The following is a 21893-nucleotide window of genomic DNA, read 5'->3' as shown; positions in this document are numbered from 1 at the left end:
ACGATACGATCGCATACGAAAAAGGGTTTAAATGAAATCGAAGCACTTGTTCCTACGGATTTTCGGAGGGCGTTACATCCACCAGCTGGTCAAACGCCAAACCGCTGCTGCCTTCGCCTTTCCCAAACTGGGCTTTTCGGCCAATCCAAAGCGTTCCGCGCCCGTCGGGCATTCGGGTAAACTGATACGTCCGGGTGACACTTTTTCCCATGCGCGGCACTTCCTCTTCATGGACAAAATACGGGGCCGGTTCGTCCAGGATTTTTCCTGTGAAGAGCGCTTCCTGGTCCGGCATCCGGGCGCGTTGCAGCCGAATGTCCCGGTTGCTGCCCGGTAGTTGAACCGGAATAAACGGAATCCAGTTGTACGGCACGTCGGTTCCCAACACATACCGGATTTTGGCCGTCGTTGGTGCGGGAGTGACAGGTTCGGGGCGGTTCGCTTCCCGGGCCGCCAGTGCCGACTCGTAGCCGTTGATACCGCGCCCCAGCGGGGACGGCCGGATGGATTCGATGCCCCACACCATATTCGCCATTTCATCCCGAATGAAGTTGACTTTTTCGAGCGGCTGGCTTTCGAGCGGTTTGCCGAGGGTCGGGGGTAAAAAAGAAGCGGTGTTGGCCGCTCGGGCGTTGGTGCTAAGCGAAAAAAAGCTCCAGCGCGTCCAGTCGTCGTCAACGCCGGTTCCGGAAGGTTTTACGAAAGTGCGTTGCCCGAACACATCCGTGATGACCAATCCCCGAATCTCGCAAAGCGATCCGGTTTTGCGTTCGTAGGGAAAAACGCACCAGTCGTTGCTATAAAGCAGCATGAACTCGGCCATGATCAGCTTGATCAGGTCGGTGGTGTTGGCGTCGATGTGGGCAAAATCCGTCCGTCCGTTTTCCATTTGCCAGAACCGGGGTTGCGGCATGCCGTTGAACGAAACCGGTGCCGGAACAAACGACAGACATTCTTCCAGCGGTTTGCGGGGTTCGACTCCGGTTGTGGCCTCCAGCCGGGCCGTCGCGTCCACGTCGAACGAGTACCAGTCGAGCTGCCCATTTTCGTACTGCTCGGCCCGGAGCACGGTCTGCCGCCCGTCGACATCTTCCGTGGCGCAGGCAAACTGATACTCCAGGTGCGTGCCCGACCAGGCGCGGTCGGTTGGTGATGCGGGCTGGGTGGCGAATTGGTCCAACCAGGTCATCAGGTCGGCCGCTGCGGTTTTTAACTGATTTCGGTGGTTCGCTAAAAATTGCCCATTGGCGTCCACCCAGGCTGCGTGCGAACCGTCGGCGATGGCGTTCCGCAGTAAAATCCCGTTGGTGATTTTCCCGGCAACCGGCAGGCGGGTCTGGTCGGTGTCTTTGTCGAAAACCGGGTTGGGCGCCTGGGCATCGACCGGAAATTTCCGGCGGTATTCGGCCGGATACGGCAGGTTGTTTTTGCGGAGAAGCTTTTCAAAATACCGCCCGATGCGCAACTGACTGGCCAGGTCATCCGGCCAGAACTCCCGTTCCACCCGCGCTTCGAGCGGCAGATCGTTCGGCAACGGTTGGGCCGGCTGATTCCCGACGGCGTACCGATCCAGATACGTCTGGTAGGTCAGCAGCCGGGCGTCAATGGGTGAGCCCGCGTCTTCGCCCTGAAATTCCCCGAATTGCCACTGGCGGGTCAGCATCCAGAGCGGGTCGCGTACCTCGGCCCGCAAACTCCGCTCAAAATCGCGGTTTCGCGGGCGACCTTCCAGACGGTTCCAGCCTTTGATGGCGGGCCGAAAAACCGGTTGTTGCAGAAACAGGTCTTTGAGTTTTTCAAATTCAGCCATGAGCGTTCAGGAGGTTAATTTTTGATTAGGGTGCTGCCCTGGGTGAAAACCGTCGAAAGGCCGCCGGTCGAGAAATCGTTGAGCACCGCCGGAAGCACCTGAAAATAGTCGGTATTGGTCAGCAGGTCGGGTTCCACGGCGCGCAGTTTGGCGCGGTCCAGCGTGTCGGTCACCACACTGACCAGCTCGTTCCAGCTCCATTTTCCGTTTAAAACCGGAGCGACGGCAATCAGAATCGCCTGTGGGGGCGTGGCATTCGGGCGGTTATAATGAAAAGCGACCCCCGTGGTTTCTTTTTCCGTCGGAATGAGCTCGGTCCATTCATCGAGCAGAAAACCGGCCTGGTTCTGGGCCGTATTGCCGGGCACCTGATGCAAAACCAGCGACAGCCGTTCCTGCCCGCGCAGCGTTTCGGCAAAGCGCTCACCCACCCATGGGTCACCAGCAGCATACGGCACTTGAATGGGCATCAGGTCAAACGCTTGTTCCTGATACAAATCGTGGTGCAGGGTGAGGGTTTCGGTATTTTCGACCGCCGGGCGAACCCGCGCCAGTGTTTGAAGCCAGTTTTCCATCACCAGATCGGGGTCCTGCTCCAGCATCTCTGCGCTGTGTTCGATGGCGTGGGAGAGCTGGCCCGGATTCTGCAACCGGAAGACCGGAACCCAGCTGAACGACTTGCCGTATACCTGCCGGGCTGCTTCGCGCCCGCGTTCCAGTTGGTGTTCGGGGGTAAGCAGGTCAAAACCGTCGAACGGATTGCCGGCGGTTTGTTTATCAAAAAAAGATACCATCGCTTCGGCCTGCGTCACCAGATCCTCGGCCACCGGAATGGCCGTTCCGTCGTTCGAGTTGGGGAGGGCTTCAATCCAGCCGTAGTTCGCCAGCGCCAGCAGGGCCGTCCGAACCGGGTTGAGCAGGGTGGGGTTCAGCCCGGTTTGCTGCGTTGAGCGGGCCTGTTCCAGGGCGGCTTTCAACGACCCGGTTTTGGTTTTCAGGTCCGCAGCCATGGTTTTCAAATCCAAAAAACCGCCTTCCAGTTCGGTACGCAAGGCGGCCAGATTCTGATAACCCTGCGGATTGGGTTCGCCTTCCAGGTACGATTCCGTCGGCGGCAGGAAATCAAGCGCGTGGAGGGGCCGGGCTTCGGTGATGATTTTTTTCAGCGAACGCAGCAACGGCAGCAAACCGCTTAGGGTGGCGGTTTCGACCCCCGCCGTGTGAAAATCGAACGTGATGGGCTGCGGATCGGAAACGTTGAACTGCTGCCGGAGCTGGTAGAGCAGCCAGCGTTCGAGTTCCGACGACCGATTGCCCAGGTCCGCGCCCGTCATCAGCACCAGGTCCAGCGGCTGGAGATCGAGCTGCGCCAGATTCAGCAGATCGTCAACGGCACCGACCTGAAAGCGAAACCAGATTGTGGCGGGGGCGGGGAGTCGCTGGCCCAGCCAGTGATTGACCAGCGGATTGGCCCTGCTGCGCGGAGAGGGCGTTGATCCCCAGTTCGGATGCCGGTTGGTCACGCCTTCGGTTTGCAGACAAGCCGCCAGCCGGTGGGTGATCGAGGTGCCGGAGCGGGGCGTTTCCACGATTTCGGGCGTCGGGGGCATCTTGCCTTCCGAAATGGCCTGCATCATGCCGCCCGCCCGTTCGTAATTGCCCTGCACGGCCTGAAAAACACTCTCCGAAAGCGACACATCCGCCAGCGCATCGAGCGTGTTGTGCAGCCGATCCAGTTCGGCCAGAATCTGATGATGTTCCGTAGAACCGGCGGCCGGAAGACCAGTGATGCCCTGCAAATGCGGTTTTTCGCGGGCGTATTCGAGCAGATCGTAGCCGTTGATGACGTTCCGGGCTTCGATTACTTCCTGGGCGGCACTATCGGGTACATCGGTCAACTTTTTGGAAATCAGCGGAAACCGTTCCCGTAACACGTAAATGTATTGATTCAGCAACAGGCTACGGTCGTGCAAACCGCGCTCGAACTGATACCCCAGCAGAGCCGCCAGATCCTGGCCGTTCTGAATCCCTTCCAGAAATTTCAGGGCCGCCCGAACCCGCTCCGACGACAGGTTAACCGCCAGCCGCGGGTTGTCGTCCCCCTGCGAAAGGTAGGCGTTCCGCATCACGGCCGCCGTGACGGCATGGCGCAGCGAAGGCGTCTGAATGTAACCGCCGTTGGTGCCGTCTTCGTAGATGGGTTTATTGCCATCTTCCTGGAGCGGTTTGGGATAATTTGCCTGCGGAAACGCTTTCTTCGCGGTATTGGGCCGCAAATTTTCCACCCAGCCGTACGCCCCGATGTACATGCCCTTGTTGAGATACTGATGGTCGGACGTGTGTTGCAGATTGTAAAGCCGCCGGGCGAATAAACCGGTTTGCCAGCCGTCGAGTCGGTAACTGCACAAATCGAGGTGTTCGGCAAAAAGCCGCTCCAGTCGGGCCGTCGGCAGATCTTTCAGCATTTCCAGCGCCTTGACGACGCCCATCAGGGGCAGCATTTCGGCGGGGCCGTTATAATTCGTGCCGGGTTTGGGAATGAGCGATTGAATGTAGTCGCCTACGGAAATATTCTTGGTGCCCAGCCGCAGTTTCGCAGCGTTCAGATCCAGGTAATCGTCCTTGTTCAGATCGGCGGGCGTGCCGATGTTCTGAAGCTGCCGCTCGCGGGGAAAATCGTCGATAAACCGCTGCGCCACCAGCCACTTGGTGACGCTCTGCCCGAATTCTTCGAGGTACGCCCGGCGCAACAACGGGTACAGCAGGGCTTTCGGTGGGCTGACGGCGTTGTTGTCCCGGTCGCGAAAGGTTTGATTCTTAATCGTTTGCAGATCACTTTTTAACAGCCAGTCGATGTAATTGCTGGTGCCGTCGTAGGGTTGAATGGGGGCGGTTTCGGAAAAGGGCGTTCGCGGATCAGCGTCGATCACCGGCCCGTTCAGTTCGTCGGTTCGCGACAGGAAAATCAATTTTTCGAGCAGGAAATCCTGGCTGACATCAAACGTCAACCGACTCAGCTGCTGGCTTTTGGCCGACTGAATCGCGTTCCAGATGAGTTGGGACAGAAAATTGGTTTTCTGAAAATTCAGGTAATTCCAGGCGTAGAGATCGGTTACGGCTTTGCGGGAATGAAAAACCGTCGAGGATGCCTGCAGGCCGATGATATTCAGAAGATTGGCGTTGGGGTCACCCGGTTTTCCGGCGTAGGCAACGGTGGGCAGCAGGGCTCGCCACTGGCCCGCAGCCTGCCGCAGAATCTGGAGGAGCTTCGCCCAGAAGTCCCGGCCACTGCCCATTTCCCGAAGCGTGAATTGCCAGTCCGGAAAACTGCTCGTCACCAGCAGCGCGTAGGGCTGGTTGCCGACCCGGATGGCGGGCAGCCCCCCCCGGCCCGTGACAAATTCCGTAAAAAACTGCCGCGCCAGGTCCTGTTCCCGGCGGCTCACCAGCGGTTTTACCAAATCGTCGAGCATCATGCCCCAGGTGGCTGGCCAGAGCGCATTGTTCATGGACAGCGCTTCGGAAATGTCCCGGCGGTTGGCATTTTCGGTAAAAAACAGCGATTCGTTGCTGATTCCCAGGGCTTCGGCAAACCGCTGGCCGTCGGCCTGGGTGTAAAAGTCGGTGGTCGGTTTGAAAAGCGGAACGCCATCGGGCGTTTCCAGTTGCGGGCCGGAGCGGTCCGAATCCGAAAAAACCGATGCGGTTTTGTCCGTATTGTTGGTGGGCGAGCCCTGCGGTAAAATGCTAAATCCCGACGCGCCGTAGGTGTGGTTCCGAACGAGTGCTTCCAGCAATTCTTTGTTTTTTTCCGCCGGGCTGGTCAGCCGCAATCCGAGCACGACCACCTTCTCAAAACCGCGCCGGAGCCAATCGGCCGTGATGGGGATTTTGACGGCCATGCCCACGGCGACGGCTTCCTCAAAATCGAACAGCCAGGCCATCTCCTTGCCAACCACCAGCTTATTGCTAGCATCCCGGCGGAAACCGGATTCTTCGTCCAGCGGGTCCGGCCCCATCACCAGGTAATCCGGCACCGGTTTACCGACTATTTCAAATACTTTCCCGCTGGGGCCGTAAGCCATCACAACAAACTGACTGGGCATCAAGCGCGTATGCGGGGCCTGCGTCCAGGGTTGCGGTTTAGGCGGTTCCTGGGGTTTCAATACCAGTTCGGTAAGGAGTCGCCATTTGCCGTACCAGTTGGTGGGTTTGGTCTGGCGGGTCACCCACGCGGCCCGGTTAACGCCAAAGCGGTTGGTCAGCCCGTTCCAGAGGGTTTCGCGCGTTTTTTGGCCGTCCGCTTCCGGCTGGTTTCGCGTTTCCCAGACACTTTTCCAGTACGCTTCTCCGGCGCTGATTTCGTCGGCGGTCAGCTCCTCCTCGTGTGAGAACGTGGTAATTTCGTCGGGATAAATCCGCACCCACAATTCGTGGACATTGGCCTCCGAATGAAAATGCGTTTCGATTCGAACCGGAAAAAGGACAAACGGCAGCTCGTCGGACAGTTCTTCAATCAGTTGCTGGGGATTGGTCTGAAACCAGGTGTGAACATCCCGGCCCCGGCCCAGTCGTTTGGTGGCGATGATCTTCCGGGTTGCGGCCACCTGTTTCTTTACTTTTGCCGCCTGCGTGACCAGTGATTTCAATGACGCTTCCTCGGAACCGGAGCGTTGGCCTTTGGCGTTCAGCGCACCGATCTGCTGATTCAGCGTTGCCAGCAAACCGGCCTGCTGGAGCAACTGCGCCCGGTTTTTCGCCCGCTCGGATTCGGCTTGAGCCGCTGCTTGTTGAATGTCCTTGAGATTCATAGGGGTCAGGCTTGTGGATTTTTTAGATTCCGGAGCATTTCGCGGGCGTGAACCGCCACCATGACGGGTTTCTGGTACAGGATGTAAGCCAGATCAGCCGCGTTGGTGTTCCAGTTCACCGCGTCGGGATTGGTCCCCGGCAAATTCCGGACAAACGGTTTGGTCAGGTCGATCACCTCGCGCTGGTTGCCCAGGGTTTCCCACGAAAGGTTGTCCCACTTTTTGTCACTCAGACTCGCCGACTGGGTTTCATCCAGGCCAAAGCGCGGTTCACCCGGCACTTCCTGAATGACAAAAAACCAGCCCAGATTGGCAGTGCCCAGTCGTTGGCGCTCGGCGGCCGTTTCTTCGGTCACCTGTCCTTTCGCTTCCGCAATCGACAGGTCGAATCCGATAAAGTGCAAATCAGGGTCAATTTGGGCTTTATAAACCGGATTCTTGATGTGCAGGCCGTCGGCGGTGGTCTGGCCCGTAGGGTCTTCCAGCACCAGCCGGTTTTCGGTGTTCCACTTCGCCTGCTGCGCGTAAATAACCGTGTTTGGATACCGCTTCAACAAATCACCCTTGATCACCAGCACGATGGACGGGTCGGCGCTACCGGTTTGGCGGTGGTTGTGGTCGCCCAGGTGAATCCTGGAATTTTTCAGCCACTGGTGAATGGGAGGGATGTCTTTGAGGGCGTCGGCCTGGGCTGCGGGGGGCAATGCCGCCAGAGCGGTCGTGCCGACGGGTTTCCAGAATTGCCGAAACGGCGTGCCGCGCTGGTCGGTGGGGTATTCACGCCAGAGCAGTTCCCGCATGAATTCGTGGTTGAGGCCCACCATATACGACTCGATAAAAGGCTGATTCGGGATCATCAGCGAAATGGTGTTCGGCGGAATCAGGTTGAGGTTGGGAACAAAAAACTCCTTATTCGACGCGACCAGTGGCTCGTACATGGCGTCTTTGATGTCCGGATACGCCATGACGGGGTCCAGCTTTTCGGTCTGGTTGCCGCCTTGGGTAATTCCGGCCAGCACGCGACGCGGAAAGCTGACGAGCGGATTGATGGCGTTAAGAACCACGGTTTTGAGGTCAGGCAAGCGGACGGAATCCCGTTTGAGTGGGGGTGTTACGCGCTCAGCCATCCGTTCGTGCAAACTTTCGATGGCCTTCCGAAATTCGGCCCCGGTTTTGGTATCCCGTTGTCCGTCGTCGGTATTCCGGCGGGGCATTTTACCGGGTTCCAAAAGTTCAAAATGGCCCCGGGGTGGGATTCGTTTCAGGAAGTCGGCCGTAAAATCCAGTTGCCGGGCCACCGACTCCGGCAGCGTCCGATTCGATTCCGGAACGGTTTTAACCGGTGCCGCCGTGATTTTGCCCACGTTCAGCAGTTGGAAAATCGTTGAAAAACCGGTGGTGCCGTTGATCGAAAACCGCCTGGCGATGGCGCGTCGCGGGCCGACCAGCTTCCGGAATGCTCCGCTGGCGGTGGCCGACGGTAACAAACTCTGCTGAATCAGGTGATGGACGGTCGCAGCCCCGCCCACAATTTTTTTGTGCAGCTGGGCCGTGATGGCCAGCTGCGACCCGTCGTCCAGCGTCGCCAGGTGTTTTTGGTGCAAATTCACGCTGGCATGCATCGCCAGTTGCGAAAACCGGATTTTCTGGTTGGCCGACAACACATCCCCGATTTGCTGCCAGGCTTTCCGCATGTAATCTTCCTGATTTTTCTGTACCACGAGGGTGCCCATGCCCGCCGGAGCGCGGTAACGTGGGTCCTGATTCAATTCATGCACCCAGTTTTGCTGGCTGCTTTCCAGGCTCAATTGGGCCGTCAGGGCGTGCCACTTGCCGTACAAAGGCGGTGAAATGACCGGATCGGCGGAGGGGTTGGCTGCCAGAACGACTTCCGAACGGTTCAGGATGGGCTGAACTTTTTCCGGAAAATCGCTGGCTTGGTCGAAATTGGTTTTGGGTTTTCGCTCGGTGGTGGGCGCCAGCAGCGCACCTTCCAGACCCACTAAATTGTCGGGCGTAACCCGCACCTTGTCCAGGCCAAAACCGGGTGTGCTGACATCCATATCGCGGATGCCCACCCGTTTGTCCATGTCGCGGGGTTGCAGCAGCCGCACCAGCGACTCGAAATCGCCCCCCGCTCCGGTTTTAAAAAACCAGCGGTAATACACCGGATAGGCTTTCTCACCGGTTTCCCCGTTTCCCCAGGAAAAAGCCAGTGCCGGGTCCGTATCGGCAACCGGTTCGCCCAGACCCGCCTTTCGCCCTATTTCAAACGTCGGGATCAGAAAGGCGTGGTAGGCCGTGTTGGGTTCCAGGTGCCGCGGACACAGCAACCGGGCCACGCCCTGATCGGGCCGGTCGGCCAGCAGGCTGTTTAACTGCGTCAGATTTGGTTGTTTGCCGGGATGGTCGATGGGTTCGTTCAGGTGCGTATGCGCCCAGGCCCAGGCGTCGGTAGGCGCGGGCAGCACGTCGTTCCGGTTGGCTTTGAGCTTGATGGCCGCTAACGGACGGTTGCCGGTGTTCAGGGGTTCAAACTCCGTTTCCTTCAAAACGATCAGAAAAATCCAGGGCGTCAGCCGGTGGTTGGCCTGCACGAGATCGGGCGTGTAGCGCCAGGGGAAATCTTCGTCGTAGAATTCAATCGATGCCAGGTAATTCGGTTCGAAATCGGTGATCAGGTTGCGCGGGTCGGTGCGGACAATCATGCGCGGATTGATGCCGATAACGTCGCCCGGACCCAGTAAGTTGACGGTTTTAGTCAGCGGATTGGCATTGTCACCATTGACAACGAGACTGACATCCAGCCTGGCGCGGGCCTGCGTGGCGGCCTGGGTAAGCTGGTTGGCGATTCCCCGACGCAACCAGGGGAGAAAGGTGTAACGGGCTAAGGGCATGGTTCAGGCGTTAGGGAATGAATTGTTTCGCGGCCGGGGTCGCCCGGCGGGTGGGCGAAATAGAAGAAAGGCGCGCAGCGTCTTAATGGAGTTGATAAGCCGGAAGCACCTGCAATTCGTCCGCAAAACCGGCGTCCTGCCGAACCAGCCTGGTCAGGGCCAGCTGGGCTTCGGTTTCGGTTTCAAACACCAGTTGCTGGTGAAGTTTCAGGGTGGCGACGGTCGCAATGGCAAAGGTTTCGGGCCGGAGCCGCACGGGTTTCGCGCCCAAAACCGAGGGCTTCCGGTGGGTTTCCGACAAAACGGAGCGGGCGATGGCGTTCGACCGCAGGTGCAAACCGAACAGATTGCGGTCAACCGTCAGCAGCCGTCGCTTTTGTTTTTCCGGAACGTAGATCAACTCATACGTGACGTCAAGCCCCACGGCATACGAGCTTTTGAGTTGGGTCGATCCGCCGATTCGCAGACCGGCATCGAACGCTTCAAATGAAGGCCGGGCCAGCTTTTCGGCATCCGAAAGATCCAGAAACTGGGCCGGAGCAAACTGCTCTTTTTCAAAAACCGTGGGTGTTTCTTCGGCCGTGCCCAAGCGTACTTTCGTGATCTCGAACCGGCGCGGACCGTCGGGTAGCTGGTAGCCAAACCGGGCAATGTCCAGCCGCAGCGGAACAATTTTCTGGGTGATGCTCAGCGATCCGAAAGGGTGCAGAATCAACGCATCGGCATCGACCGGCAATTCCCGCAGCGTAACGAACTGGTTTCCGGCGGGCAGATCGGCCTTCCAGTTGCCCGGTTTAAGGAGGGCTTCGCGCAGTTGATCCAGCACCCGGACGGGCGGCAGCGTGTCGTTGCGCCGTTCGCCGAAGGTTTTGTCGAAATGAACGGAAATGGTAACGGTGAAAACAAAACCGATTTCGAACGAGGCTTTGCCTTTGGCGTGCCAGGGCGTCGGGCCTTCGAGGGTCAGCTGGAGTTTGACGCTGAACAGGGTGGAGGAACCCGACCGAACCGCCAGCATGGCCGCGACTTCGGCGATGAAATAAAACGGGGAAAACTGCACCAGCACGTCGAGCGACAGAAAACCGTATACGTTGAAAACGCTCGCACTGGCCGACAGTTCTACTTTGGCCCCAAACTGCACCGTGTTGGAGGTGACGGCCAGATACGATTCGGCTTTCAGGCTCGGGTTGCCCGAAAAAATGACCAGACTCAGCCGCCGTAAGGTCGGCAGGTTCATCGGAGGGGGCGTGTAGGCGGGGTGAAAACCGCCCATCGAAACCAGAAAATTGGCGTTTTCTTTGTAATAAAGCCGCAGCACCATGTCGCCGGTCAGGGCAAACGTCAGAATGCGCGAATCAATCAAGGCGGCATCGAACGAAATCTGGCCTTTGTCGAAATCGACACTTCCGAAGAAATTGACCTGAATTTTGACGACGGCGATGCGTTCTTCGGGCAGATTCAGCCGCAAAACGCCCAAAACCGCAAAACCGGGTCGCGGAATTTCCAGCAGCAGACCCAGTTCAATGCTGATCAGGGTGGGCGTTCCCCAGCCGATTTTAGCCATCGGGGCCACCAGATAATGACCAGTTTTGGGCGGAAAAATTCGCTTGAGATCGCTGACAATCCGGGTGGCATTGGCCACAATGTTCTGCGGAAACAGGACGGAATTGAGCGAGCCGTCGTAAACGCCTTTCCGGATTTCGTCGAGCAGGTAGGTGCGGTTGATGCCGATCAAACCGCCGACGCCGTTGAGCGTAAAGCCAAAGCTGAGCTGAATGGGCGTAAACTCCGAGGTGATGATGATCAACAGCGAAAAACCGCTCGAACCATCGGGGAGTTGGGTGGTCAGAATCCCGATGGCATTCAGGGAGATAGCGCCCGAAAACGTGAGCTCCAGGCCACCGGCGTATTCTTTTTTAGTGTCGTCGTAAAACAAAAAACCGCCCCCCGAAAAACCGCCCCCGTCGACGGAAAGCCCGAGCCCGGTGGGTGGTTTAAAGCCCAGATTGATATCGAAGGGACCCGCATTGCCGCCGTCGAACGTGGTGTTCAGCGCCAGGCCAATGTTCTGAACCACGAACGTCAGCGGCCCCAGCTCGCCTTTGAGGCTGGTGCCCACTTCGAGTCGGGCGGCCGGTTTAGGGCTGGCTTCGCCGTACAAGCGAATCAGGAGTTCTTCGATGGAAAGCGGTCCCAGTCGCAGGTGCGGATACACCGCTACCTCAAAACCGCCCCCGCCGGTAAATTTGATGCCGTGTTTGTTCGACCACTCGAAGCCGAGCGTGAACGGAATGCGCGTTTCGCCGTCGCCCACGATTTTCCGGATAAAACCGTCAGCTTCAGTGGCTTTCAGCACCAATGCAAAATCGCGGAGCGAACCGCTGATTTTGAGTTCCGGGTCGTTGCCGTTGAACCAGAAATTGAATTCCAGCGAACCGCCTTTCAGTTCCAGCCGGGTGCCCGTGTCGTTGCCCACCACGGTTTTTGCCAGCGCGGGCGCGTACTCGATGCCGGCGCCAAAACCGGCCGTAGGCAGTTGGCCGTCCTGAAACGGGTATTTGATTCGAATCTCGCCGGGACGAATCAGAATGCCGAACAGCGACGCAATGTTGGATTCGGCCCGCACCAGCAGGTTGACGTCTTCCCGGATGCGCAGTAGAGAGCCGATTCGGGACGGTAACGCGGGCTGAATAATCAGGCCCGGCAGCTTGCCATTCACCGCCGGAACGTCCAGTACCGATAGGCCCAGCATCCGGTCTTCGTCGTCGATGAACAGGTAAGCCAGCGGAATTTCGATAAATTGCCGAACGCGCGGGTTGCGCGGGTCATCGGTCGGAAAGTCGAGGTAGCGATACCCGGTTTCGTCGTCCAGCCGTTGCAGCGAAACCGGAATCCGCAGGGCGTAGAGCAGTTCGAGCAGATGATCGGCAAAAAGCTCGAAATCGAAGGCGGGCGTTCCCCAGCCGTAAATGAATTCGGGCAGTCGGTCGGGCTGGGTCAGCATCTCGGGAATGCGCTCCCAGTTCATTTTGAGCCGAATGAACGATGGTCGGCTGCGGTCGGCGGGTGCGGGCATCGGAATCTGCTCGATTACGCCCGTCATCTTGAAAAAGTTGAGCAGAAACGGCCAGGCGTCGGTCAGGTAATCGACCAGCAGGATTTCGAACAGGCGTTCGCGAATTTCATTGAGGAAGGCGGGAACGTCCGTAACGCCGGGCGGGGCTTCCTGGATGGCTTCAATCGCCTGGTAAACGGCTTTGATTTTCCCGAAAACCGCCCGCGCCCGGGCCGGGTCGGGGGCGGCAAGGAGATCGTCGAGGGCCGACACGGTTTCGTCGATGCGGGCAATCAGTGTGCTGTAGGAGGGTGGGATGCCGGTAACGTTCCAGCCCAGCCGGTACAGGAAAATCCGAAACTGGTCGGGGCTGCTGACTGCGTCTTTCAGCGGCTGCACGGCCAGGGCCAGGTGTTTGCCAAGTTCTTCGAGCGTTCCCATAAGCCTTATTGGGGATAAATGTTTTTGGCCATGTATTCCTGGTCGAAATCCGGCAGTTTGGTGGGATTGACCAGGTTAATCATCGTGTACTGGCAGACGGCGCACAGGGGCGTGTACGTTTTGTTCTGAACCTGAAACCGCATCATGCAACTGGCGGCTGGGTGGTAGGCGCCACCGTGGTGCCGGTCTCCACCAGAATATAAGCCGATAATCTGCGTTTTCGAGGGTAACGTGCCAGCCAGTGAAGCAGGGATGCGGGTATAGGTTTCCATGTGGACGAATTCATCATGCTGGGCATTCGCGTTAAAAGGCACGGGGTTGGCAATGAGGTGGTCGAGTACCTTCTTGGAAATCAGTTCGGCAAACGGATAAGTGGCTGAGCTTTGGCCCGATGGCAGGCTGACCGGTTTGTAAATCAACATTTCTTCCAAACTCGTTACCGTTTCCAGGTAGGCAGACAGCGTTGCATTCGTTGGAATGGTCAGTATGAGGGTGTTGGCAGGCGGGGTGCCGGTAGCCACTGTAAGTTGGGGAGATAAGCCCTTTTCAATTACATCGGGCATATTGGGCGTGGTTGCCGGAGTCCGAAAAATCGTATAAATAGGCCCATACCGGTCCACCGCTTCGATGTAAATTTGCTGGCTGGGCTGTAGGGTAGTTCCCTGAACGAGATCGATTTTGATTTCGCGTTCGACCAGACCAAAATTTGGGATCTGTTTCCGGATGATGATCCGGTCATTCCCCGGCACCGCGTGAATCTGCAAAGGACCAGCCAGAAGAGCGGGAAAAGGATCGGGGTCAAGGACCGTACCGGCCAGGGTTTTAGGTCCGGTGCTGAGGGTATAAACGAAGTAGGCCTTCGGATTCTTTTTTCGTTTGCGGATGAAAACCGGGTCGCCGGCCGCGAACGTACCGGGTTGGCCGACCCCGAGGGTTACTTCCAGCGTGGTCGCACTGGTTTTTTTGATGCTGGTTACCGTCCGGCAGGTAGCTATGCGGTGATACCGCCACTTGAGCCTGACCGGATCCATCGGTACGGTAGTCTGAACCGGTGCGGTGGCCTGAAGATCGATGCGGGCCTGCAGATTCCCGAACATGTCCAGCCGTTTGGCATCAGCCCGGTCGAAATTGACGTTGGGGACGTTGACAATCGCCCCATTAGTAACCGCAAGGCCTTTAAACTGGGGCAGTTCTTCGCCGTATTCGTCTCCGAGGCCGAACGAGTGGCAGATTTCGTGGGTGATCGTTCCGACGATTTCGAGCGGTAAGGGCGTCGGAATAGCGGGTGGGACTACCCGGGCTTTCTGGTCTGCCTGAACGTCAACAAACAATTTGTATTCCGTGGTTGAGGTACGGATGTTTTCCGTTCGGCAGAAAATGGCCCGGCCCGAATTGAAAGGCCGCCCCCGGTTTGTCCGGGAAAGAATGACGATATTGGCCATGTCTTTTCCCTGGTTGAAATTGAAATCCAGGTCACTGTTGAAGGTCGGTCCGATCGTTTGCCCGGAGCGGTTATCCTTCAAAAAGGGAAAAAAGCGATCCAGTCCGATTCGAAAAACCCGGGCGAGTTCAAAATTCAGTAATCCGAAGTTGCCGTCATCGACGGCTCGCGTGAAGTCGTTGATCGTAATGCCTAAAACCGTATCTTTCGCTTCGGGTAAATACCGGTTCGCAAATCGCTGCCAGGCCTGAACGATACCCGTATTGGTTTTAAGATACCCGATCTCGGTTGCAGTGAGGGTGGTCGTCGCTTCCCACTTTGTAATGATCTCCAGAACGACCGGCGCATTGGCACTGAGGGTGTCCTTCCGTTTTTCGGCCATGATGGGTAACCCCACCCGATACAGCAGATGCGGGATTTTCCACGATCCAATAGGAATCGTTTTCGGATCGAGTATGAACGGAATCGGATAACCGCTTGAATGGGGTGTATCATCTTCCAGGTATAAATCGGCGCGGTGCGTGACTCCGCCCTCCCGCGACGGCAGAAAAAGCTTCCAGTAATTGATGGAGCCTTGCAATGTCCCAAACGGTTGCAAAAGTTGGCTCGAATTGAGCTTTCCAACATAATCGTCGAGGAGCTGATCAAATTCCGATTGATCACTGGGTTCAAAACCGTCCGGAATAAAGAGAATATTTGGATTCGCGTTTACCGGGGTGGACCCCAGATTATTCTTCGCAGCGATCAATTCAGCCTTGCAGGGCGAATTTTTGGATAAAGTGTCGGTAACCAGGATCTCGGCTTCTGTGCGCAGAGTCTGGGTATTGAACGTAACTTCGGCCGAAATTTTATAGGACGATAAGGTTGTGCTGGTTTCAAGCCACCCTCCGGCTGGATCGATCAGATTCGGGCTGGGGGAGGCTCCCCAGGCAATCCTGATCGGGTTGGTAATGTTATACGAATGCCGGTTTCCCGGAAAGAGTTTCGGGATATTCCACAGTTCGGCCACCACCCCGTCGTCAAACCGGGCCCGCAGCGAAGGGAAGTACGTCATCCCCCTGGAAACCGTCATCGGATTGGGAGTAATCCAGACGGCATCGATTCGGTTGTGAACATGAATCCGAATGGCGGTTTTCAGGCTGACCACCTGATTATTGATGGTGGTGGTGAGTTCCGCAAACAGGTTGAAATTCCGAAGCCGGAATTTGGCTATACTCGGCTCGGTAGCCCGCAAATGGATTATCCCATTCGGATTCGTCGCCGGGATGATCAGGTTAAATTTGGGAGCGTCGGCTTCGTTAAAGCTATACGTAAACCGGATCGTTCTGTTGGTCGGATCCTGATCTCGATACTGACTCACTCCCATTCCGTCAATTTCCAGCAAGTCCGTGAACGATACGACCGTTGCCGTTCCCCGTAACACCTGAAAGGATTGCCCCCGTAGCAAATGCAAATCGTAGCCCGGTACGAACTGAAGAGTTGCCATAGTGGAGTGGTTAAGAATAGCAGCGGAAAGTAACCAATTAGGTTATAGCCCCTTACAGATATTGAGTAAGCGGCATCAGAGTCCCTCCGGATAGATTTTACGGTCCATATAATCGGTGTCGAACGCGGCAAACCGGGTCGGATCGATCAGGTTGATCAGCGTGTAGCGGCACACGGCGCACAGTTCGGTATGCCGGTTGTCACGGTTGTGAAACCGCATCATGCATTGGGCCGCCGGATGATACACCCCGCCGTGGTGCCTGGCCCCTCCCGCATACAGGCCGATGACTTCCTTCTCCCGTTTCGAACAACAGGGTACCAGCTGGCCCGGAATGCGCGTGTCGGTGGTGCGGTCAATGATTTCCCGGTCGCCCGAATCGGCATTGAACGCCACCGGATCGGCCAGTAAATGATGCAGCACCTTCTGGGAAATCACTTCCGCGTGGGGGTAATTGGCCGACCGCTGCCCTTCGGGCATGTCGATGGGCAGGTACACCACCACGGCATCGTTGGCGGTCAGCGTTTTTAGAAAATCCGGAAAATCCGCCGGGATGGTCACCTCCAGCTGGTTGGCCGCGGCATGGACCCGCGCAACGGTCAGCAGGGGCGAAATTCCCCGTTGGATCAATTCACCGGTATCCGACCGGAACATTGCATAAATCGGACCGGGGCGGTATTCGCGCGAAACCTGAACCCGCTGGCCGACCTGTACCTGAGCCGCTTTGCCCGGTTCCAGGACCAGATCGAGGGTCCGGATGTCGCCCGGCTGCACCAACGTTTCAACGGTGACGGTATTGGCCGCAGCGTCGACGGCCGTAACCGCCATGCGGGTTTGAAAAGCCGCCGGAACCGGATCGGGACTCAGAATGGCGCCGATAAAAACCGGATTGGCCCCCGATACATCATTCAGGAAATAGACGTAACTGTCTTTCCTGCGTTTGCGGATAAAAACCGCATTGCCGTCGGTAAACTGGGCTGCCTGACCGGGTTTCAGGATCAGCGTCAGGGTGGACTGGGTAACCGAAACCGCCGTGACAATGCCGCATTTCCGGATCCGGTGGTACCGCCATTTGATCCGGAAAGCGTTAAACCGGGTGGTGCCATCCGAAGCCGGTATTTCCAGATCCGAGCGGGCCTGAATGTTTCCGTACGTATCCAGGCTGCTGCCGTCGCCGGTATATTGCGCAAAGGGCCAGCCCGAAACCGCCGGATCGGTGACCGGTTTTTTTGCGTAGGAATCCAGTGGTGGGGATTCGCCGTATTCGTCTCCGAGGCCGAACGAGTGGCAGATTTCGTGGGTGATGGTGCCCTTGCTTTCAACCGGGAGCTTAAACGGCGTGGATACCGGCTGAATCGAAACCCGGTTTTGGGAAAGATCACCGGTCAGGGTATCGACAGCCGTACGGCCGATGGTCGAAAACATATATCCGGTCGCGTTTTGGGCGCGGCCCCGGTTGCTGGCCACAATGATAACGATGTTGTCCCAGTCTTTTCCCTGCGGGATGGCCGGGTCGGGGGTTGAAAAGGGACTCTGGATGAAGGTCGTGCCAATTACGTTGCCGGCGGTGTCGCGCAGATTGAAAAAGAAATCGTCCAGATAATCCCGGTGCGTCCGTTTGGTGTCCAGGTTGATCATGTTAAAGTCGCTGTCGCTGGAAGCCGCCGTATAATCGTTAACCGTGATTCCGAGCGCCGTATCCCGCACCTCGGGGAGTCGTCTTTCGGCGTAGCTCCGCCAGCTGTCGAGCAGGTCGGTCCGACTGGCCACCAGCGCATCGACCTGCGCATCGCTGAGGTTGGTAGTGGCTTTCCACTTCTCGGCGAGGTCCGGATTCGAACTGGTTTTTTCGGCCCGGGCGGGTAAACCGGTGAAATACAGCAGGTGCTGAACCCCCCAGTTGGCTACCTCGCGTGTCCCCGGATTCTCCACGAACGGAATCAGGTCACCCTTCAGTTGGGGGAGGTTAATCGAACTGGTGGTTTCGGTGACGCGCCGTTCGCCGAAGGTGCTCACCCCGCCCTCCCGCGACGGAATGAAAACCATCCAGTAATTGATCGCGTGTTTCAGGAGGTTGAAGGGCGCCGTAATTTTTTTACTGCTCAGATCATAGACATAATCCAGTACCAGAACCTTGAACTCCCATTCCTGCTCCGCCGTGAAGCCTTCGGCCAGAAAGAGAATGTTCGGGACTTCGTTCAACTGCGAAAAACCGGGGCTGAAACTGCTGGTCACCAGTTCGGCCCGGAGCGTTGACGTTCGGGTGAGCGCTTCGCTAATGATGACATCTGCCGTGGCCTGGCGGCTGATTCCGTTGTAGGTGGCCTCGGCCCGCAGCACGTGCGTTCCGGTGAGTCCCTGGGGGCGCAAGGTGTCGCTGTTGGCCGGAACCAGGCCCGGCGTGTCCGAGGTCCAGGTGACCGCAATGGCCGGATCCGTGTTATACCGAAAACCGTACCCGTTGTTGCCTTTGAAATGGCTGGCGCCGATTTTGGCCACCACGTTGTCGTCAAAGCGGGCGTACAGGTCGGCCCGGTAGTATAAGCCGTTGTAAATGGTCAGCGGGTTGGGAGTGATCCAGATTTCTTCAATCCGGTTGTGAATGTGAATCCGCAGGGCGGTTTCGTTTTTGGTATCGTCGCCGGTGCCGGGCGTTCCGGCGGTGTCGGTGACTTCGGCAAACACGTAAAAATTCCGGATGCGGTTTTTCAGCAGCGCCGGTTCGTTGGCCTCCAGCGTAATCCGGCAATCAGGCTTGCGCACGTCGGCAATGGGGTTGACAATCCGGATGCCGAAGTCGGCAGCTTTGGTTTCGTCGAAGCTGAACCGAAACCGGTAGGAATGGTTGGCGTGGTTGTCCACGTAAGTCGCCGGGCGGCCGTTATCAATGGTCAGCAGGTTGACATACGGAATGCCACCGGGGTCCGTCAGCCCGTCGCTGATGAGCTGAAACGTCTGCCCCCGTACCAAATGCACATCGTAGGGCGGGGTAAATTGAATAGAGGGAGCAGCCATGCAGGCAGTGATTTACGGATAAATTTTCCGGCTCATGTAATCGGTGTCAAATGCCCCAAACTGGGTCGGGTCGATCAGATTGACCAGCGTGTAGCGGCAAACGGCGCAGAGTTCGACGTATTTTTTTTCTTTCTCCCGGTATTCGTGCCGCATCAGGCACTGGGCGGAAGGGTGATAAATGCCGCCGTGGTGTTTTTTACCCCCGCTGTACAAACCAATGATCTCCTTCTCCCGGCGCGAGCAGCAGGGGACCAGTTTGCCGGGAATCCGGGTCGAGTCCTTGTAGCGGAGTGCTTCCCGGTTTTGGGCGTCGGCGTTAAACGGAAACGGATTCTCTTTCAGGTATTTAAGAACCGGCAGGGCGATCAACTCGGCGTGCGGATACGCATTGGTGCGCTGGTCGGCGGGCAGGGTGAGCGGCTCGTACACAATCATCTCTTCGTCCTCCTCCAGCGTTTGCATGTACTGAAGCAGGCTTTCGTCAGTCGGCACGGCCAGCGTCAGGGTGTGGGCGGCTGGATTGATGGCGGTAATGGTCAGGAGCGGAGAAAGCGCCAGCTCGTAGGCATTGGGCCCGGTCCGCAGAATCGTCTGGACCGCATTTCGACTCTGGGTTTCCACAAAAACCGTCTGGCCAACTTCCAGCAGGGCCGCTCGTCCACTTTCCAGTCCCAGCTCCAGGATTTCCGAATCGTCCTCATACACCAGCGTCACGGTATCCGCGTCTTCGTCGATGGATGCGACCTGGGCTTCCCCAAAAAACCGGGAATCGATGGGGCCGGACGTGATAATCGGGCTGTAGAACGCGTTGTCGTTCGCGTCGCTCGAAACCAGAAAATAACCGGTCGCCCGGCGCTGTCGTTTCCGCAGAAAAACCGGATTACCCACGGCAAACGGCTCGGTTTGTTTCGGATGGAGTGTTACGGTAACCACCGGATCGTTGACGGCGATGGCCGCTACCCGGCCGCATTTCTGAATCCGGTGGTACCGCCATTTTATTTTGTACGGGTCAATTTTGCCGGTTTCATCCACCAGATCCGCCCGGGCCTGCAGGTTGGCATACGGGTCCAGATCCGAAGCCGGGTCGTCATAGCGGGCCAGGGGCCAGTCGGCGGCTTCTACGACGGGCAAGCCTTCCCGCTTTCCGGCGGGGGGCTTCCGTGCATACTCGTCGCCCAGCCCGAACGAGTGACAAAGCTCGTGCGTCAGGGTCGCCTTCTCGGCATTTTCCATTTTCGCCGGAAATTCGGCTGGTGCAATTGCCATCCGGATGTCCGTGAGTTGGCCGGAAAGCACCAGCGGCTCGCGTTCGGAAACTTTTGAAAACATGTAGCCACCCGAGTTGAGTGCCAGTCCCTGCTGTCCGGCGGTGATAATCACCACGTTGTCCCAGTCTTTGCCTTGTTTTTCGTTTTCATCCCCGTCTTCGTTCAGGACGAACGTCGGTCCGATCAGAAATTCCCGGTTTTGGGCGTCAGGTACGGTTTTCAGGACTTTGAAGAATGAGTCGAGGTCCGCGCGCTGAATTCTTTTCCGGTCAAAATTGATGCGGTTGTAGGTCGAATCCGACTCGGCGGCCGTGTGGTTGTTAACCGAAATGCCGAGGGCGGTATCCAGGGCGTCGGGCAGCCGCCGGGCCGCGTAGCCCTGCCATTCCCGGATCAGCGCTTCGCTGGCTTCGAGTTCGTCCAATTGGCCGGCCGTCAGGCGGGTGGTAGCGCGCCATTTCTGAATCAGGCTTTCAAAAACCGCATCATCGTCCGTGTTGCCTTCATCCGGCACGGGTAACCCCACTTTGTTCAGCAGGTGGGCGAGCTGCCACCGATCCACCGGGCGGTTTTTCGGATCGGTGCTGTCGGGGTGTTCGTAGCCCACAATTTCGTCAAAACCGTTCGGCTTCCGGCGTTCTTCAATGGCCAGTTCTCCGCGGTAGGTGGCCCCACTTTGCTGCGACGGCACGAAGACCATCCAGAAATTGATGGATTTTTTAAGCAGATCGAAGGGGGAGGAAATCTTTTTGTTGACCAGATCGTAGACGTATTCCAGGACGAAAATCTTGAATTCGTATTCCTGTTCAGCCGTAAAACCGTCGGACAGAAACAGCACGTTGGTGGCCTGTTGCAAGCCTTCCGCGCCCGGCCCCCGCCCGGTGGCGACCAACTCGGCGCGCAAAGTCGAGCGGGCGGTCAGGTGGTCCGAAAAAACGACCTGGGCGTTCGCCGTGAAAGTTTGTTTCCAGCGCACCGAAACGCTGATCGGGTGGGAGCCCGTCAGGTCCTGACCGCGAATGATGCCGTCGTGGGCCCGGATCAGATTCGGGGTTGTTGAATGCCACTGAATGGCGGGCTGCGGCCGAATCCGGTAATTGACCCGAGTGCCATTATTGCCCCGGTAAATTGGTCCCAGATCGGCCACCAGCCGGTCGTCAAAGCGGGCGCGCAGGTAGGGTGAACACCGGACCCGGTCGTAGACCGTCATCGGGCTGGGCGTTATCCAGACTTCTTCGATCTGGTGGTGAATGTGAATCCGCAGCACGGCTTCGGCCGAATCGGTACCGTCGGTCACGGTGGCAATCAGGTAAAAATTTCGAATGCGGTTCTGGGTTTCCGGGGGCTCATCGTCCAGCAGCAGAATGCCCAGGTAGTCAAGGTCTTCGTCCGAAAAATCGGCGCGGGTGATTTCGATGCCGAAGTCGGCGGCCCGGCCTTCATCGAAACTAAACCGGAACGAATACGTCACCTCATCGTGCTCGTGGGCGTAGGCATACGCCCGCCGGTCGTTCAGGCGAAGCAGGCTGTAGAAGTCGGCTTCGTTGACAATTTCGATGAGCTGCCCCCGAAGCAGGTGAACGTCGTAACACGGACTGAAAGCGATGGCTGGAACGGGCATGAAGGAAAGGGTTGGAAAGCCAGCGAAGCTAACCAATTCTCCAATAGTCGC

Annotated in this window: 7 protein-coding genes; all 7 read right to left on the bottom strand. The window is 57.5% G+C overall.

Annotated elements, in window-relative coordinates; all coding sequences use genetic code 11:
• Window positions 1-52: 52 nt before the first annotated feature.
• Window positions 53-1810, bottom strand: a complete 1758-nt coding sequence (locus tag ACYVHX_RS12130; RefSeq protein WP_460671908.1) for a hypothetical protein — start codon at window positions 1808-1810, stop codon at window positions 53-55.
• A 14-nt stretch (window positions 1811-1824) separates the two neighbouring features.
• Window positions 1825-6621, bottom strand: coding sequence for a hypothetical protein (locus ACYVHX_RS12125; RefSeq protein ID WP_460671907.1), 4797 nt, complete (start codon window positions 6619-6621; stop codon window positions 1825-1827).
• A 5-nt stretch (window positions 6622-6626) separates the two neighbouring features.
• Window positions 6627-9518, bottom strand: a complete 2892-nt coding sequence (locus tag ACYVHX_RS12120) for a hypothetical protein (protein ID WP_460671906.1) — start codon at window positions 9516-9518, stop codon at window positions 6627-6629.
• Between the two features lie 82 nt (window positions 9519-9600).
• Window positions 9601-13014 carry a DUF6603 domain-containing protein gene (locus ACYVHX_RS12115; protein WP_460671905.1) on the bottom strand — a complete coding sequence of 1138 codons (3414 nt, stop codon included), beginning with the start codon at window positions 13012-13014 and terminating at the stop codon, window positions 9601-9603.
• Window positions 13015-13019: 5 nt separating this feature from the next.
• Window positions 13020-15941 (bottom strand): hypothetical protein, encoded by a 2922-nt coding sequence (locus ACYVHX_RS12110; RefSeq protein ID WP_460671904.1) that lies wholly within the window; start codon window positions 15939-15941, stop codon window positions 13020-13022.
• Between the two features lie 75 nt (window positions 15942-16016).
• The gene (locus ACYVHX_RS12105; protein ID WP_460671903.1) at window positions 16017-18953 is read right to left on the bottom strand and encodes a hypothetical protein; all 2937 of its coding nucleotides are present in this window, start codon (window positions 18951-18953) and stop codon (window positions 16017-16019) included.
• Between the two features lie 12 nt (window positions 18954-18965).
• Window positions 18966-21842, bottom strand: a complete 2877-nt coding sequence (locus tag ACYVHX_RS12100) for a hypothetical protein (protein WP_460671902.1) — start codon at window positions 21840-21842, stop codon at window positions 18966-18968.
• Window positions 21843-21893: the final 51 nt, after the last annotated feature.

The sequence above is a fragment of the Larkinella ripae genome, assembly GCF_054780775.1.
The sequence above is the reverse complement of the archived record's forward strand: the minus strand, read 5'-3'. Positions and strand labels throughout refer to the sequence as shown.

Excerpts from the sequence above, each read along its gene's own strand:
- ACYVHX_RS12115 (WP_460671905.1), bottom strand. The coding sequence starts at position 13,014 with ATGGGAACGCTCGAAGAACTTGGCAAACACCTGGCCCTGGCCGTGCAG.
- ACYVHX_RS12130 (WP_460671908.1), bottom strand. The coding sequence starts at position 1,810 with ATGGCTGAATTTGAAAAACTCAAAGACCTGTTTCTGCAACAACCGGTT.
- ACYVHX_RS12110 (WP_460671904.1), bottom strand. The coding sequence starts at position 15,941 with ATGGCAACTCTTCAGTTCGTACCGGGCTACGATTTGCATTTGCTACGG.
- ACYVHX_RS12120 (WP_460671906.1), bottom strand. The coding sequence starts at position 9,518 with ATGCCCTTAGCCCGTTACACCTTTCTCCCCTGGTTGCGTCGGGGAATC.
- ACYVHX_RS12105 (WP_460671903.1), bottom strand. The coding sequence starts at position 18,953 with ATGGCTGCTCCCTCTATTCAATTTACCCCGCCCTACGATGTGCATTTG.
- ACYVHX_RS12125 (WP_460671907.1), bottom strand. The coding sequence starts at position 6,621 with ATGAATCTCAAGGACATTCAACAAGCAGCGGCTCAAGCCGAATCCGAG.
- ACYVHX_RS12100 (WP_460671902.1), bottom strand. The coding sequence starts at position 21,842 with ATGCCCGTTCCAGCCATCGCTTTCAGTCCGTGTTACGACGTTCACCTG.